General features: G+C 72.1%; 13 protein-coding genes. 4 read left to right on the top strand and 9 right to left on the bottom strand.

Features of this window, described 5'->3' with window-relative positions:
* Nucleotides 1–36 precede the first annotated feature (36 nt).
* Nucleotides 37–903, bottom strand: a complete 867-nt coding sequence (locus ACFCY7_RS36880; protein WP_376490449.1) for a tyrosinase family protein — start codon at nucleotides 901–903, stop codon at nucleotides 37–39.
* A complete protein-coding gene (locus ACFCY7_RS36875; RefSeq protein ID WP_376490448.1) occupies nucleotides 887–1288 on the bottom strand; it encodes a tyrosinase family oxidase copper chaperone in 402 nt (133 codons plus the stop codon). Before ACFCY7_RS36875 ends, ACFCY7_RS36880 begins: the two co-directional genes overlap by 17 nt.
* A 149-nt stretch (nucleotides 1289–1437) precedes the next feature.
* Between ACFCY7_RS36875 and ACFCY7_RS36870 the strand changes: the two genes are divergently transcribed.
* From ACFCY7_RS36870 to ACFCY7_RS36860, 3 genes are read left to right on the top strand one after another with little or no spacing between them, the layout of a single operon-like run.
* The gene (locus ACFCY7_RS36870) at nucleotides 1438–1941 is read left to right on the top strand and encodes a DUF5949 family protein (protein WP_376490447.1); all 504 of its coding nucleotides are present in this window, start codon (nucleotides 1438–1440) and stop codon (nucleotides 1939–1941) included.
* Between the two features lie 19 nt (nucleotides 1942–1960).
* Nucleotides 1961–2611, top strand: a complete 651-nt coding sequence (locus ACFCY7_RS36865) for a vitamin K epoxide reductase family protein (RefSeq protein WP_376490446.1) — start codon at nucleotides 1961–1963, stop codon at nucleotides 2609–2611.
* A 1-nt stretch (nucleotide 2612) separates the two neighbouring features.
* Nucleotides 2613–3638: a glycoside hydrolase family 26 protein gene (locus tag ACFCY7_RS36860; protein WP_376490445.1), complete on the top strand. Its 1026-nt coding sequence runs from the start codon at nucleotides 2613–2615 to the stop codon at nucleotides 3636–3638.
* On the opposite strand, the gene ACFCY7_RS36855 is transcribed toward ACFCY7_RS36860, so the two are convergent.
* On the bottom strand, nucleotides 3601–4218 hold the full coding sequence (locus ACFCY7_RS36855; protein ID WP_376490444.1) for a TetR family transcriptional regulator: 618 nt from the start codon (nucleotides 4216–4218) through the stop codon (nucleotides 3601–3603). The two genes, ACFCY7_RS36860 and ACFCY7_RS36855, sit on opposite strands and share 38 nt — an antisense overlap.
* Nucleotides 4219–4236: 18 nt before the next feature.
* Entirely contained in the window at nucleotides 4237–4923 is a 687-nt protein-coding gene (locus ACFCY7_RS36850) for a hemolysin III family protein (RefSeq protein WP_376490443.1), read from the bottom strand.
* A 197-nt stretch (nucleotides 4924–5120) separates the two neighbouring features.
* On the opposite strand from ACFCY7_RS36850, the gene ACFCY7_RS36845 reads away from it, so the two are divergent.
* On the top strand, nucleotides 5121–6944 hold the full coding sequence (locus tag ACFCY7_RS36845; protein WP_376490442.1) for a phosphoenolpyruvate carboxykinase (GTP): 1824 nt from the start codon (nucleotides 5121–5123) through the stop codon (nucleotides 6942–6944).
* Between the two features lie 124 nt (nucleotides 6945–7068).
* On the opposite strand, the gene ACFCY7_RS36840 is transcribed toward ACFCY7_RS36845, so the two are convergent.
* Genes ACFCY7_RS36840 through ACFCY7_RS36820 form a run of 5 tightly spaced genes read right to left on the bottom strand, consistent with a single transcriptional unit; the run spans nucleotide 7069 to nucleotide 12574 of the window.
* A complete protein-coding gene (locus ACFCY7_RS36840) occupies nucleotides 7069–7980 on the bottom strand; it encodes a poly-gamma-glutamate hydrolase family protein (RefSeq protein ID WP_376490441.1) in 912 nt (303 codons plus the stop codon).
* A 32-nt stretch (nucleotides 7981–8012) separates the two neighbouring features.
* Nucleotides 8013–8603 (bottom strand): hypothetical protein, encoded by a 591-nt coding sequence (locus ACFCY7_RS36835; protein WP_376490440.1) that lies wholly within the window; start codon nucleotides 8601–8603, stop codon nucleotides 8013–8015.
* On the bottom strand, nucleotides 8590–10233 hold the full coding sequence (locus ACFCY7_RS36830; RefSeq protein ID WP_376490439.1) for a substrate-binding domain-containing protein: 1644 nt from the start codon (nucleotides 10231–10233) through the stop codon (nucleotides 8590–8592). The genes ACFCY7_RS36835 and ACFCY7_RS36830 overlap by 14 nt, the downstream gene beginning before the upstream one ends.
* Complete coding sequence (locus ACFCY7_RS36825) at nucleotides 10230–11441, bottom strand: toxic anion resistance protein (protein ID WP_376490438.1); 1212 nt, start codon at nucleotides 11439–11441, stop codon at nucleotides 10230–10232. Before ACFCY7_RS36825 ends, ACFCY7_RS36830 begins: the two co-directional genes overlap by 4 nt.
* Nucleotides 11438–12574 (bottom strand): hypothetical protein, encoded by a 1137-nt coding sequence (locus tag ACFCY7_RS36820; protein ID WP_376490437.1) that lies wholly within the window; start codon nucleotides 12572–12574, stop codon nucleotides 11438–11440. Before ACFCY7_RS36820 ends, ACFCY7_RS36825 begins: the two co-directional genes overlap by 4 nt.
* Nucleotides 12575–12781 lie beyond the last annotated feature (207 nt).

Below are 12781 nucleotides of genomic sequence, written 5' to 3'. Positions count from 1 at the left end.
CCAGCGGGCCGGGGGGACACGTGCGTACGGAGGGGCTCACGCGTAGCGGTAGATCCTGCTGTGGTCGAACATCTCCGCCGGCGTCACGCCCCAGGGCGCCATCGGCTGGTGGCGGGCCGCGACCTTGCGGTACTGCGCGTCGCCCAGCGGAGGCGGCTCCGCGGGCAGGTAGGCGGCGCCGGGGTTGCGCTGCTGCCACCGCGACCAGACCAGGTCGACGAACGAGTGGTGCAGCCAGAAGACCGGGTCGTTCACGGAGCCGCCGCCGAGCATCAGCCCGCCGACCCAGCGGTGCACCCGGTTGTGGATCCGGAACCGCTCGTTGCCCCGGCCCGGCGCCCAGCCCTCCAGGCGGTTGCGGAAGCCGGAGGCGCTCGTCGAGTTCCAGGGCGCCACGTCGTACACCCGCTCCCGCATCACCTCGTCGAGCTGTGCCGCCGTCGGGAGGGGGATCGGGTCGCGGGGGCGGCCGAAGTCCCTGGTCAGGAACCGGGTCTCGGTCATGGCGTACGTGATGTTCCACCGTCCGCCGGAGTGGGCGAACGGGCCGGTCATCACCTGGAGGTCGGCGCGGCGGCCGTTGCCGCCCATGAAGTCCTCGCCCCAGATCGAGGACGCCGGGCTGTTGTCGCGGGTCCAGTCCCAGTACGGCACGGAGACCGTCGGGTCGACGCGGCGCAGGGCCCGCTCGAACTCCAGCAGGAACCTGCGGTGCCAGGGCAGGAAGCTCGGCGTCATGTGGGCGATCCGGAGCCGGCCCTCCCCGTCGGCCGAGTAGTAGTCGATGTGGGTGCGGACGAAGTCGTCGTACACACCCGTCCTCTTGAGCTCCAGGACGGCGGCGACGAACTTCCGGCGCTCGGCGCCGGTCAGGTCGCGCTGGTTCTTACGCGTGTACACCACGCGGGCTCCCTCCCGTCGGGTCGGTGTGGACGCCGTGGGCGCCGGCGAACCGGGAGAGCCGGGAGGTGCCCAGCTCGTCCACGGCCGCGCGGGTGGCCTCCAGCGGCGTAGGGCAGGACTCGTAGTGGTCGATCGGGGTGACGTAACCGCCGTCGGCGCAGCGCATCAGGTGCAGCGGCCGGCCGTCGACGAGCGCCACGGGGCCGCCGTCCGGGCCGGTGAAGCCGAGCAGGCGGCGGCCGGCGTACATCTCGTCGAAGGCGTGCGGGTCGCGCGGGGCGCCCGACGGCGGGCGGGCCGCGATGCGGCCGAGGGCGCCGCCCGTGAAAGCGGTGACGGCCAGAGCGAAGAGGGACCGCAATGCGACGCGGCGCGGGACGATCATGAGTGATCTCCTGGTGGTCGGCTAATGCCCTCAGGGCACAACGATGAAAACCCGCGTTCGTTGCGGCGGAAATGCCAGCGGCGTGAATGTCGGCCGTTCGAGTGAAAACGGCGCGGGGAAAGGGTGGTTGGAGCACTAGCATCCGATTCATGACCACTTCCAACGTCGTTTCCTCGGCGCGCAGCGCCTCTCCGCTGGGAACTCTCACGGTGATTCCGTGGTCCAGCGAGCCCTCCGCCGACTCGGCCGGCACGCCGTTCCTCATGGCGTACTCGCTCGGCGACGGCCGGGACGGGCCGGAGGCCGGTCAGCAGGCGATGAAGGCGGCCCTGGAGTCGATGGGCCTGTCCGTCGGCGACCGGCTCTTCGACCTGGAGAAGGACGCCGGGATCAACGCCACGCTGCTCGTCGAGGGCGGCTCGGCCGTCCTCAACATGCCCTTCCTGAAGGTGCAGTGCCCGGTGCCCGACGAGTGGCAGAAGGCCGCCGGCGAGCGCGGACAGGTCTACCTCATCTGCTCCGTGCGCCCGTGGCCCGAGGCGGTCCCCGGCCGGCCGGTCGACGAGGCGCGGCTGCGGGCCTTCGTCTCCGACGAGGAGATGCTCGCGGACAGCGCCCACGTCCTGATGCCGGTCCGCCGCCTCCAGGGCTGAGCGGGAAGGGGGTCGCGCCATGGCGACGGTCAACGTACGGGGCGGGGTGCCGGGGCAGCGGCAGGAGGAGGCCCCGCGGGAGACCGCGGGGGCGACGCACGGCGCGAGCCGGGCCTTCGCCTGGATGCTGGTGATCACCGGGGCGGCGGGCGTGCTCTCCGGCTGGGTGATCACGATCGACAAGTTCAAGCTCCTGGAGGACCCCGGCTTCCAGCCCGGGTGCAGCCTGAACCCGGTCGTCTCCTGCGGCAACGTCATGAAGAGCGAGCAGGCGGCGGTCTTCGGCTTCCCCAACCCGATGCTCGGGCTCGTCACGTACGCCGTCGTCGTCGCCGTCGGGGCCGGGCTGCTCGCCGGGGCCCGCTACCGGGGCCGGCTGTGGCTCGGCCTGAACGCCGGGATGCTGTTCGGCGTGGGCTTCTGCGGCTGGCTGATGTACCAGTCGCTGTACGAGATCAACGCGCTCTGCCTGTGGTGCTGCCTGGCGTGGGTCGCCACCATCGTCATGTTCTGGTACGTCACCGCGCAGAACGTCCGCAACGGCGTCCTGCCCGCCCCGGCCGGGCTGCGGACCTTCTTCGGCGAGTTCGCCTTCGCCCCGCCCGTCCTGCACATCGGAATCATCGGGATGCTGATCCTGACCCGGTGGTGGGACTTCTGGACGAGCTGACGTGAACCCCCTCCTCTCCTGGCCGCGGGCCGCACCGACCGTGCTGCTCGCGGCCCTTCTCGTGCTCCTGCTCGTGCCCGACCGGCTCGCGCCCGGGGACCGGTACACCGGCGGCCGGGCCGCGACGGCGCCGGATCCCGAGCCGCTGCCGGGGGTGCCGTCCGGGTTCTTCACCGGCTCCGACGAGGCCGGGGTGCGGCGGATCGCCGGGGTGCAGGCCTGGCTCGGCGGCGACGCGCTGAGCGTCGGGCACACGTATCTGCCGGGCGACCGCTGGTCCAACATCGAGGGGCACCCGGCGCTCTTCGGGCCGTGGGCGCGCTGGAAGGCGGAGCGGCCCGGGCGCCTCTTCGTACTGAACGTGCCGCTGCTCGACCGCAACGAGGCGGGGCTGCCGGACGCCGAGGTGCGGGCCGGACTGCGGCGCGGCGCCGCGGGCGACTTCGACGGGCACTTCCGCGTGCTGGGGGAGCGGCTCGTGGAGCACGGCCTCCGGGACGCGGTCCTGGTCCTGGGCTGGGAGATGAACGGCACCACGTACAGCCATCGCTGCGGGCCCGACCCGACGGCCTGGAAGGCGTACTGGCGGCGGGTGGTGGGGGCGCTGCGGGGGGTGCCGGGGCAGCGGTTCCGGTTCGACTTCACCCCGAGCCGGGGGCTCGACGCCGTGGCGTGGCCGCGCTGCTACCCCGGGGACGACGTCGTCGACATCATCGGCATGGACGCCTACGACCAGCCGGCGGGGGTGTCCTTCGAGGAGCAGGTGACCGAGGAGTACGGGCTCGAGCACCACGTGCGGTTCGCGGCGGCGCACGGGAAGCCGGTCTCGTACCCGGAGTGGGGGCTCTTCCGGAACGGGGACAACCCGGTGTACGTCCGGGGGATGCTCGACTGGTTCGCGGCGCACCGGCCGGTCTACCAGACGGTCACCGACTACTGTCCGCACGGAGTGTGGGGGTGCGCGGACAATCCGGAGTCGGCGCGGATCGTCAGGCGCGCCCTGGGGGCGCCGTCAGGCCGCTCCTGAGGGTGTCGACCGTGCGGTTCAGGAGGGCCGGCAGGTCGTCGGCGCGGTCGCGCTCGGCCCAGTAGACGGCCGCCTCGCGCAGCGCGCCGAGGGCCGCCGCCGTGAAGATCCGTACCTCCAGGTCGTCGGCGTCCCGGCCGGTCCGCTCGGCGACGGCGCGGGCGAGGCGGCGGCCGGTCGCGGCGGTGGTCTCGGTGAGCCGGGCGCGTACGGACGGGATCTCCACCATCAGCCGGGCGCGCAGCCGGGCCGCCTCGGGGTCCTCCGCGAACGCGGTGCGGACGGCTTCGAGGACGACGGCGCGGAGGGATTCCAGGGGCTCCTCGCCGGCCGGGCGGGCGCGGAGCCGGGCCTCCATGACGGCGTCGTTCTCGTCGGTGAGGACGATGTCCTCGCGGACCGGGAAGTAGCGCACGACGGTGGAGACGGAGACCTCGGCGGCCTCGGCGATCCGGTCGAGGGTGGCGGCGTCCCAGCCCTGCTCGGCGGCGAGCCGGTAGGTGGCCTTCCGGATCGCCGCGCGGGTCTTCGCCTTCTTGCGTTCGCGGAGGCTCGGGAGAGGGCTGGGTTCGGCGGCCATGGACGGCATTGTCCCCGGTCAGGAGTGCTGGTAGGCGACCAGCGAGATGCCGACGTAGTGGACGATGAAGGCCGCGAGGGTCAGCGAGTGGAAGACCTCGTGGAAGCCGAACCAGCGCGGGGACGGGTTCGGGCGCTTCATGCCGTAGATGACGCCGCCCGCGCTGTAGAGCAGTCCGCCGACGATGACGAGGACGAGGACGGCGATGCCGCCCGCACGCATGAAGTCGGGCAGGAAGAAGACCGCGGCCCAGCCCATCGCGATGTAGCAGGGCGTGTACAGCCAGCGGGGCGCGCCGACCCAGAAGACGCGGAAGGCGATGCCGGCCGCGGCCGCCGCCCAGACCGCCCACATGAGCGGCTTCGCCGTGGAGTCGGGGAGCAGCAGCAGGGTGAGCGGGGTGTAGGTGCCCGCGATGATCAGGAAGATGTTGGCGTGGTCGAGGCGCCGGAGGACGGCCTCGCCGCGCGGTCCCCAGTTCCCCCGGTGGTAGAGGGCGCTGATGCCGAAGAGCAGGCAGGCGGTGAGGACGTAGATCCCGCAGGCGATCCGGGCGCGGGGCGAGTCGGAGAGGGCGACGAGGGCGAGGCCCGCGACGATCACGGCGGGGAACATGCCCGCGTGCAGCCATCCTCTGAGCCGGGGCTTCGTCGGGAGCGACGTCGGTCGCTCTAGCGGGGTCACTTCCGGCGTGGCTGCAGTCATGGAAACGAATCGTACCTACGCCCCCGTAGGTGTCGGATACGAGTGGCGATGCTCACGTGTGCACCCCCCTGGACATATGGGCGGATCCATCGGATGATCAAATGAGTGCGGTCGGCACCGGATGAGCAGCTACGAAGCATCCGGGTCGCGGCCCCCACGGGGCAGACACCTAAAAAACCCCTCAACAAGGAGCAATCGTGGCGCGCGACAACGCGGCTCCCACCACCGTCCCCACCCAGCACCAGGCGCTCGTCTCCTGGGTGAACGAGATCGCCGAGATCACCCAGCCGGACGCCATCGTCTGGTGCGACGGGTCCGAGGCCGAGTACGAGCGCCTGTGCGAGGAGCTCGTCGCCAAGGGGACCTTCACGAAGCTCGACCCGGTCAAGCGCCCGAACTCGTACTACGCCGCCTCCGACCCGACCGACGTCGCGCGCGTCGAGGACCGGACCTTCATCTGCTCCGAGAAGGAGGAGGACGCGGGCCCGACCAACCACTGGAAGGCCCCGGCCGAGATGAAGGAGCTCTTCGCGGGCTCCGAGGGCATCTTCCGCGGCTCCATGCGCGGCCGCACCATGTACGTCGTGCCCTTCTGCATGGGCCCGGTCGGCTCCCCGCTCTCCGCCATCGGCGTCGAGATCACCGACTCCGCGTACGTCGCCGTCTCGATGCGCACCATGACCCGCATGGGCCAGGCCGTCCTCGACGAGCTGGGCACCGACGGCTTCTTCGTCAAGGCCGTCCACACCCTCGGCGCCCCCCTGGAGGAGGGCCAGGAGGACGTGCCGTGGCCCTGCAACTCCACCAAGTACATCTCGCACTTCCCCGAGACCCGCGAGATCTGGTCGTACGGCTCCGGCTACGGCGGCAACGCCCTGCTCGGCAAGAAGTGCTACGCGCTCCGCATCGCGTCCGTCATGGCGCGTGACGAGGGCTGGCTCGCCGAGCACATGCTGATCCTCAAGCTGACCCCGCCGCAGGGCGAGGCCAAGTACGTCGCCGCCGCGTTCCCGTCGGCCTGCGGCAAGACCAACCTGGCCATGCTGGAGCCGACGATCTCCGGCTGGACCGTCGAGACCATCGGCGACGACATCGCCTGGATGCGCTTCGGCGAGGACGGCCGCCTCTACGCGATCAACCCCGAGGCCGGCTTCTTCGGCGTCGCGCCCGGCACCGGCGAGCACACCAACGCCAACGCCATGAAGACCCTCTGGGGCAACTCGGTCTTCACCAACGTCGCGCTCACCGACGACGGCGACGTGTGGTGGGAGGGCATGACCGAGGAGCAGCCCAAGCACCTCGTCGACTGGAAGGGCAACGACTGGACGCCGGAGTCCGAGACCCCGGCCGCCCACCCCAACGCCCGCTTCACCGTGCCGGCCGCGCAGTGCCCGACGATCGCCCCGGAGTGGGAGGACACCAACGGCGTCCCGATCTCCGCGATCCTCTTCGGCGGCCGCCGCGCCTCCGCCGTCCCGCTGGTCACCGAGTCCTTCGACTGGAACCACGGCGTCTTCCTCGGTGCGAACGTCGCCTCCGAGAAGACCGCCGCCGCCGAGGGCAAGGTCGGCGAGCTGCGCCGCGACCCGTTCGCCATGCTGCCGTTCTGCGGCTACAACATGGGCGACTACATGGCCCACTGGGTCAAGGTGGGCGCGAACGCCGACGCCGCGAAGCTGCCGAAGATCTACTACGTGAACTGGTTCCGCAAGAACGACGCCGGCAAGTTCGTCTGGCCCGGCTTCGGCGAGAACAGCCGCGTCCTGAAGTGGATCGTCGAGCGCCTCGACGGCAAGGCCGAGGGCGTCGAGACCCCGATCGGCATCCTGCCGACCCCGGAGTCCCTCGACACCGAGGGCCTGGACCTGCCGGCCGAGGACCTGGAGTTCCTCCTCAAGGTCGACCGCGACGTGTGGCGCGAAGAGGCCGCCCTCGTCCCCGACCACCTGAACACCTTCGGCGACCACACGCCGAAGGAGCTGTGGGACCAGTACAACGCGCTCGTGGAGCGCCTCGGCTAGTCCCTCCCGAACTCGTGGTGGGCTGCCCCGAAACACCGCCCTGACCAGTGGGGTCACGACGGTCCATCACGACGCAACCGGCCCCCGGAGCCCCCTCAGGCTCCGGGGGCCGGCGCATGTCCGGCTACAGGATCGGCTGGTCGGCCTCGACGGTGGCGATGGCGCGGCGGCAGGCGTCACGGAACGCCTCGAACTGTCCGTTCGACTGGTTCCAGGTCGACGCGCGCTTCGAGCGGGAGCTGGAGTCGCCGAAGAGGCTCTGGCGCAGCTCCGTCGTCATCTCGATCTGGGCGCCCTTGCGGAGCATCGTGAGGTTGCACGGGTTGGTGACGTGGCTGCCGTTGAAGTCCTCCAGGCGGACGGAGTACCTGGGGTCGAAGGCGTCGACCGCCGGGAATCCGGCCCGGTTGATCTCGTACACCAGCGCCGCGCGGAAGTCGGCGTTGAGGCCGCCGACGACGGCGAGCCGGGGGTCGCTGCTCGGCGGCCAGACCATCGTCTCCGGCATGCCCAGCTGGTTGTACTGGCAGCCGTGCAGCGACAGCACGTTGAGGTGGCTCGCGGCGAGCGACAGCGCCACGTGGTCGTCGCAGTTCTTCGAGGTGACGTGCAGCGCCTTGTTGCCCGAGGAGAGCAGGCCCTCGAACAGGAAGTAGTCGTGCGTGGTCGGCAGGATCGGGGCGGAGGTCGGCGTGATGTCGCCCGGGTTGTAGCCGGCGATGCCCAGGGCGAGTTCGCTCGTGCCGATCTCGATGCCGCCGCCGTGCAGCGCGAGGACCGCCGTGCGCGGGAACGCGGCCTTGGCGCCCAGGTCGGCGTCGATCTTCTCGTGTCTCTTGAAGCGGCGGCCGTACGCGGTGCCCTCGACCAGGGCCGGGTCCTTGTACAGCGCGGTGTTCGAGGGGTACTCCAGGTCCTCGGCGAACGCCGGGGCCGCGGCGGCGAGCTGGCCGAGGACCGGGGCGCCGGCGGTGGCGGCCGCGGCGAGCGCGGTGAGGACGGTGCGGCGGGACGTGGGGCGCTGAGCGAATGTCATGCTCGGAACATAATCGATCTTGGTGTCGCCGATCAGCGATTTCTCTCCTCCAGGTAGCGCGTGTGCGTCTGCTGGCGCAGCGCCTCCGCCTCGTGCAACTCGTCGGCGATCACCGACGCCTCGTCGCGCAGCGCCGACAGCTGGCGCTCCAGGTGCCGTTCCGGCGGCTCCGCGCCCGGGGTGACACGGGACCACCACCGGGTCCGCACGAAGGTGTCGACGGCCTCCGGGACGTCCTGGCGGACCGCGCGGGCCAGCACGTGCAGCTGCTCCGGGTCGCTCACCCAGCCCGGCGCGAGCAACGCCTCCAGGAGGTCCTCCAGTTCGGCGACCCGCTCGCGTACGGCCGACGGCAGCTCCACCTCGGCCAGATAGCCGCGCAGGGTCGCGAAGTCCTCCCGCAGGGCGTCCAGTTGCTCGTCCGCGCTGGGGAAGTCCGGGGTGTCGGGGCGTTCGGGCGGTGCGATCAGCGCCCCCGCCCCGTACAGGGCCGCGACGACGACCGGCCACAGCGGGCCCGCCGCACCGGTGAGGGCGAGCACGAGACCGGCCAGGCCGCAGGCGCAGCCGGTCAGGTTCTTGCGGGACTCGGCGTACCGCAGGAGGCGGTTACTGGTAGCCACGGATCTCCTCGAAGGCGCCGTCCAGCGACCCCTGGGTGGCGTCGAAGAGCTTCCCGCCCGTCAGGTCGGCGAGGTGACCGAGCTCGTCGCGGTCGGAGTCCCCGAAGAGGATCGGGAAGACCGGGGTGCGCCGCTGCTCGGCCGGGAGGGAGCGGTAGAAGGTCTCGAAGGCGGCGGCCGGGTCGCCGTCGGTGTTCTCGCCGTCCGTCATGAGGACGACCGAGGTGAAGGTGTCGGCGGGGGCCTCGCCCAGGAAGCGGTACGCCTCCCGGACGCTGGAGTAGATCGCGGTGCCGCCGGAGGCCGTGAGGCCGCGGGCGTCGGACCTGATGGCGTCGAGTGCGGCCTTCGGCGAGGCCGGGTCGACCGTGTGCGTACGGACCTCGTCCTGCTTCACGGTCGAGCCGAAGGGCATCAGGGTGACCTCCTCGCGGTCCCGGAAGTCGCCGGTCAGCTCGGCGAGCGCCGCCTTCAGCCGGTCGAGCCGCTCGCCGCTCATGGAGCCCGACGTGTCGAGGACGTACACCGTGCGGGAGGGCCTGCGCAGGGTGTTGTCGTACGCGTCGAGGAGGCCGTCGGCGACCGCCCGGCTGCCGGGGAACGGCAGCTCGCGCCGCTGGTCCCGGGCGAGCGCGGCCGCCGGCTCGACCCCGGCGACGACCGGGCGGCGCAGGGTCGTCTCCGTGATCCGCCGCTGGGCGGCCGGGGTGCGCAGGTAGGCCGTGAGCCGCCCGGCGGCGTCCTTCGCCTCGGGGCGGGCCGAGGTCAGCAGGGTGAGCGGGTAGTCGGCGGTGACGACCCCGTCGGACGGCCGGATGACGGTCAGCTTCCCGGGCGCGGAGAGCAGGACCGACTCGTAGTTGACGAGCGCGTCGACGTCGGTGCGGCGGGCGTACGCCGCGGCCAGCCAGCCGGAGGAGCCCGAGGTCAGCTTCTGGCCCGCGAAGAACCCCTTCAGGCGGGGCGTGGCCTTGGTGACGTCCTGCTGGGTGAGGGCCGACTGGGCGCCGGACAGGCCCGACGCGACCGAGACGAGCGCGGAGAAGCCGGAGTTGGAGCGCTTCGGGTCCGTCATCCCGTACGTCAGCTTCCCGTCGGCGACCGCCTCGTGCAGCTGCGACCAGGTGACCTTCGCCGGATCCCAGCCGAGCCGCGCGACGGCGGCGGGTCGGACGCCGAGCGCCACCGGCGAGGCCATCACCGGCGTCTCGCCGGTGATCTTCCCCGCGGTGTCCGGTCGGAGCCTGAGGTAGTCGTTGGAGGAGAGCCACACCGCGTCGAACGATTTGTCCGCCTCGCCGGACGCGATCCGGCCGACGGCGTCCAGGGTCCCCGCGTAGGTGGGGCGGACGGTGATCCCGGTCGCCTTGCGGGCCTCTTCGAGCACCGGCTCCATGTCGGCCAGTTCGGAGGAGGCGAGGACCCGGAGGGTGCCGGGCGCGTAGTCCTGGCCGTGCCGGTCGACGGGGCCGCCCTGGCCGTCGGCGGTGCTGTCGTCGGCGGTGGAGCAGGAGCTGCCGGTCGCCGTCACGAGCACGGCGAGGGCGAGGCCGGCGATCGTCCGGGCCAGGACGCGGGGGCGGACGGAGCGCGTCCGGGCCGGGAAGCGGGGGCGGGCGGGGTGCGTCATGCCGGGCCGCCTTCCAGCGCGCCGGTGCGGCGGCTGCGGGACAGGTGGGCACTGGCCTCCTGGAGCTCGGCCGTCAGGGACTCGACCGTCGCCGCCATGGACTCCGTCGCCTGGACCTTGTAGGTGTCGATGGCGTCGAGCGTCCGGTAGATCTGCTGGAACGCGGTGCGCAGCGTCTCCGCGCCCACCGCCGGGTCGGCGGCGATCCGCTGGATCTCGCCGGCCTGGGTGGCCAGCATCTCGGCGTTGCCCCGGATCAGGTCCTCGGTCGTCGACCGCAGTACGTTCACCTGCTCGGTCACCTTGCGCTGGTTCTCGAGCGCGGAGGCGAGCATCACCGCGATCCGCAGTGCCGACAGGGTGGTCGTCGCCGCCCGGTCCACGCCCTTGATCAGCTCGTCGTTGTTGCGGCGGACCACGTCCATCGCCAGGTATCCCTGGGCGCAGACGGCGAGTTGGGTGAGCAGGTCCTGGTGCTTCTGCCGGACAGGGAAGAGGACGTCGGCGCGGAGCGCGTCCGCCTGGGCCGGGTCCGGGGTGAGGGCGATGCGCTCCTCCACCGCGCCGTCGAGGGCCTCGGTGAGCACCGCGTACTCCTGGAGCTTGCCCATGGTCTCCCACAGCCGGCCCCGCTCGGTCTGCAACGCAGCGTTGTCGCGGCGCAGTTCGTCCTGGCCGCCGCGGAGCGACCCGACGATGCGGTTCAGAGTGGCCTGCGAGGAGGCGTACTTGGCGACGTGGTCGCGGAACCTGTTCCCGCCGGGCAGCTTGGCGAGGAGGCGGCGGGCGCCCTTGCCGGGAGCGTCCCGGGGATCCAAGTCCTCCACTGTGCGGCGGAGTTCGACGAGGGAGGTGCCGACCCGGGCCTGGGCGTCCCCGCCGCCCTGGCCGAGCGAGCGGACCGTGCGGTCCAGCATCCGGTTGGACTGCTGGGCGGCGGAGCGCATCTCGCCGGCGCCGAGCGCCGCGATCTCGCCGATGCGGCCCGCGAACTCGGGGGAGCGCGGGTCGAGTCCGGACAGCGAGCCGACGTACTCGGCGGCCCGGCGGGACATCTCCGTGACGACGGACTCGTCGAGCGGCACGAGGCCGGAGGCCTGCTCGGCACGGACGACGGGCACGGGCTCGGGCGGTGTGAGGACGAGCGGGGCGTCCTGCTCGGGCGGGGTCAGGGCCATCGTCCTTCTCGGGTCCTCGGGTGTGGTCATGCGGTGTCCCCCTGGTCGCGGGCCCGCAGCGCCATCTCGTGCAGCACCACGCTGGTGGGCACGGGCGCCTGGCGGACTCCGCTCAGTGTCTGGTTGAGGTATGCGGAGTGGCCGTTCGTGGCGGTGGTGAACTCGCTCGCCGCGCCCTGCGGCCGGAAGCCGTGGCGGACCGCGAGCCTGCGCAACTCGGGGTCGGTGGAGAGGAGTTCACCGAGCGCTCGGCCGTTCTCGGTGAGCGGGACGAGCGTGTGGTCGCTGTTGACCGTGGTGTCCGGGTAGAGGACGACGAGGTCGCCCATGGGGCGGCCCGCGAGCAGCTGGGCGGCGACCTGGGACTCGTACACGAGGACGAGCGGGTTGCCGACGCCGCTGACGAAGTCCCTGAAGGGGCCGTCCGACGAGGTCTGCTGGGCGCCCTGCACCTGGACCAGCTTGCGCAGTAGGGGCGCGGTGCGGGTGACGGCGGCCTTGTCGCCCGCGACCCGTCCGCCGTCCGCGACGTAGCTCGCGGCGGCGAGGTAGAGGGCGCCGGAGTTGGAGGCGACCGGGTCGGTGGAGGCGATGAAGAGGGTGCCGCTCAGTTCGGCGTGGCCGGCCGAGCCCTTGAGCTGCTGCCAGGTCCGGTCGGCCCGGGCCGCGGCCAGGTAGGCGTCCATCTTCAGGGTGCCGCTCGTCCCGCGCGGGCCGAGGGTCGCCAGGCCGTTGTCGGCGAGGACCCGGGCGGCGGCGCTGTGCGCGACGACGACGAGCGGCGAGTAGAAGGGCCGCAGCGGCGCCGTGGCCGCCTTGTCCTTGGCCTTGGCCGCGGCCTTGGCGCGCAGCTCGTCGGCCGGCCCCTTGGAGGAGGGGAAGGCGAAGTCGTAGCCGTCGAGGGGCAGTTCCTCCATGTCCCAGGACCCGGAGGTCTCGGTGCCCACGGTGAAGCCCTTGTCGGCCAGGGTCTTCACCACTTGGGGGTCGGTGAAGAACTCGGCCTTCTCCGACCCGATGACTCCTCGCACGGTCTTCGTTGCCGTGTCTGTGTCCTTGTCGCCGCCCGTCACGAGGACGGCGGCCACGCCGCCGAGGAGCAGGACGGCCAGGACGATTCCCAGGATGCGTCTCACGCGGGCAGAGTGCTCGCGGAAACCCACATTCCAGGGGGAGTCGGGTGTACGGCGGGTGAAGTGCCGATCCCGGTACCGAACCGGAGCGGGGCGCGCCGCATCCGGGGGGTTCAGGGTGGTACCGGGTCGCAGGTGTTCCGGGGGTTCCGGTACGACGGCCTGAGGCGGACCGGCCGAGGTCGGCCGGTCGGGTGGGCGCCCTGTTGGGTGGCGCCCGGTCCGCGCGGTTCGTGC

It is taken from the genome of Streptomyces sp. NPDC056361, assembly GCF_042262805.1.
Lineage (GTDB): Bacteria > Actinomycetota > Actinomycetes > Streptomycetales > Streptomycetaceae > Streptomyces.
This window is presented reverse-complemented; position numbering and strand designations above follow the sequence as displayed.

Excerpts from the sequence above, each read along its gene's own strand:
- ACFCY7_RS36830 (WP_376490439.1), bottom strand. The coding sequence starts at position 10,233 with ATGACGCACCCCGCCCGCCCCCGCTTCCCGGCCCGGACGCGCTCCGTC.
- ACFCY7_RS36840 (WP_376490441.1), bottom strand. The coding sequence starts at position 7,980 with ATGACATTCGCTCAGCGCCCCACGTCCCGCCGCACCGTCCTCACCGCG.
- ACFCY7_RS36865 (WP_376490446.1), top strand. The coding sequence starts at position 1,961 with ATGGCGACGGTCAACGTACGGGGCGGGGTGCCGGGGCAGCGGCAGGAG.
- ACFCY7_RS36875 (WP_376490448.1), bottom strand. The coding sequence starts at position 1,288 with ATGATCGTCCCGCGCCGCGTCGCATTGCGGTCCCTCTTCGCTCTGGCC.
- ACFCY7_RS36850 (WP_376490443.1), bottom strand. The coding sequence starts at position 4,923 with ATGACTGCAGCCACGCCGGAAGTGACCCCGCTAGAGCGACCGACGTCG.
- ACFCY7_RS36825 (WP_376490438.1), bottom strand. The coding sequence starts at position 11,441 with ATGACCACACCCGAGGACCCGAGAAGGACGATGGCCCTGACCCCGCCC.
- ACFCY7_RS36855 (WP_376490444.1), bottom strand. The coding sequence starts at position 4,218 with ATGGCCGCCGAACCCAGCCCTCTCCCGAGCCTCCGCGAACGCAAGAAG.
- ACFCY7_RS36870 (WP_376490447.1), top strand. The coding sequence starts at position 1,438 with ATGACCACTTCCAACGTCGTTTCCTCGGCGCGCAGCGCCTCTCCGCTG.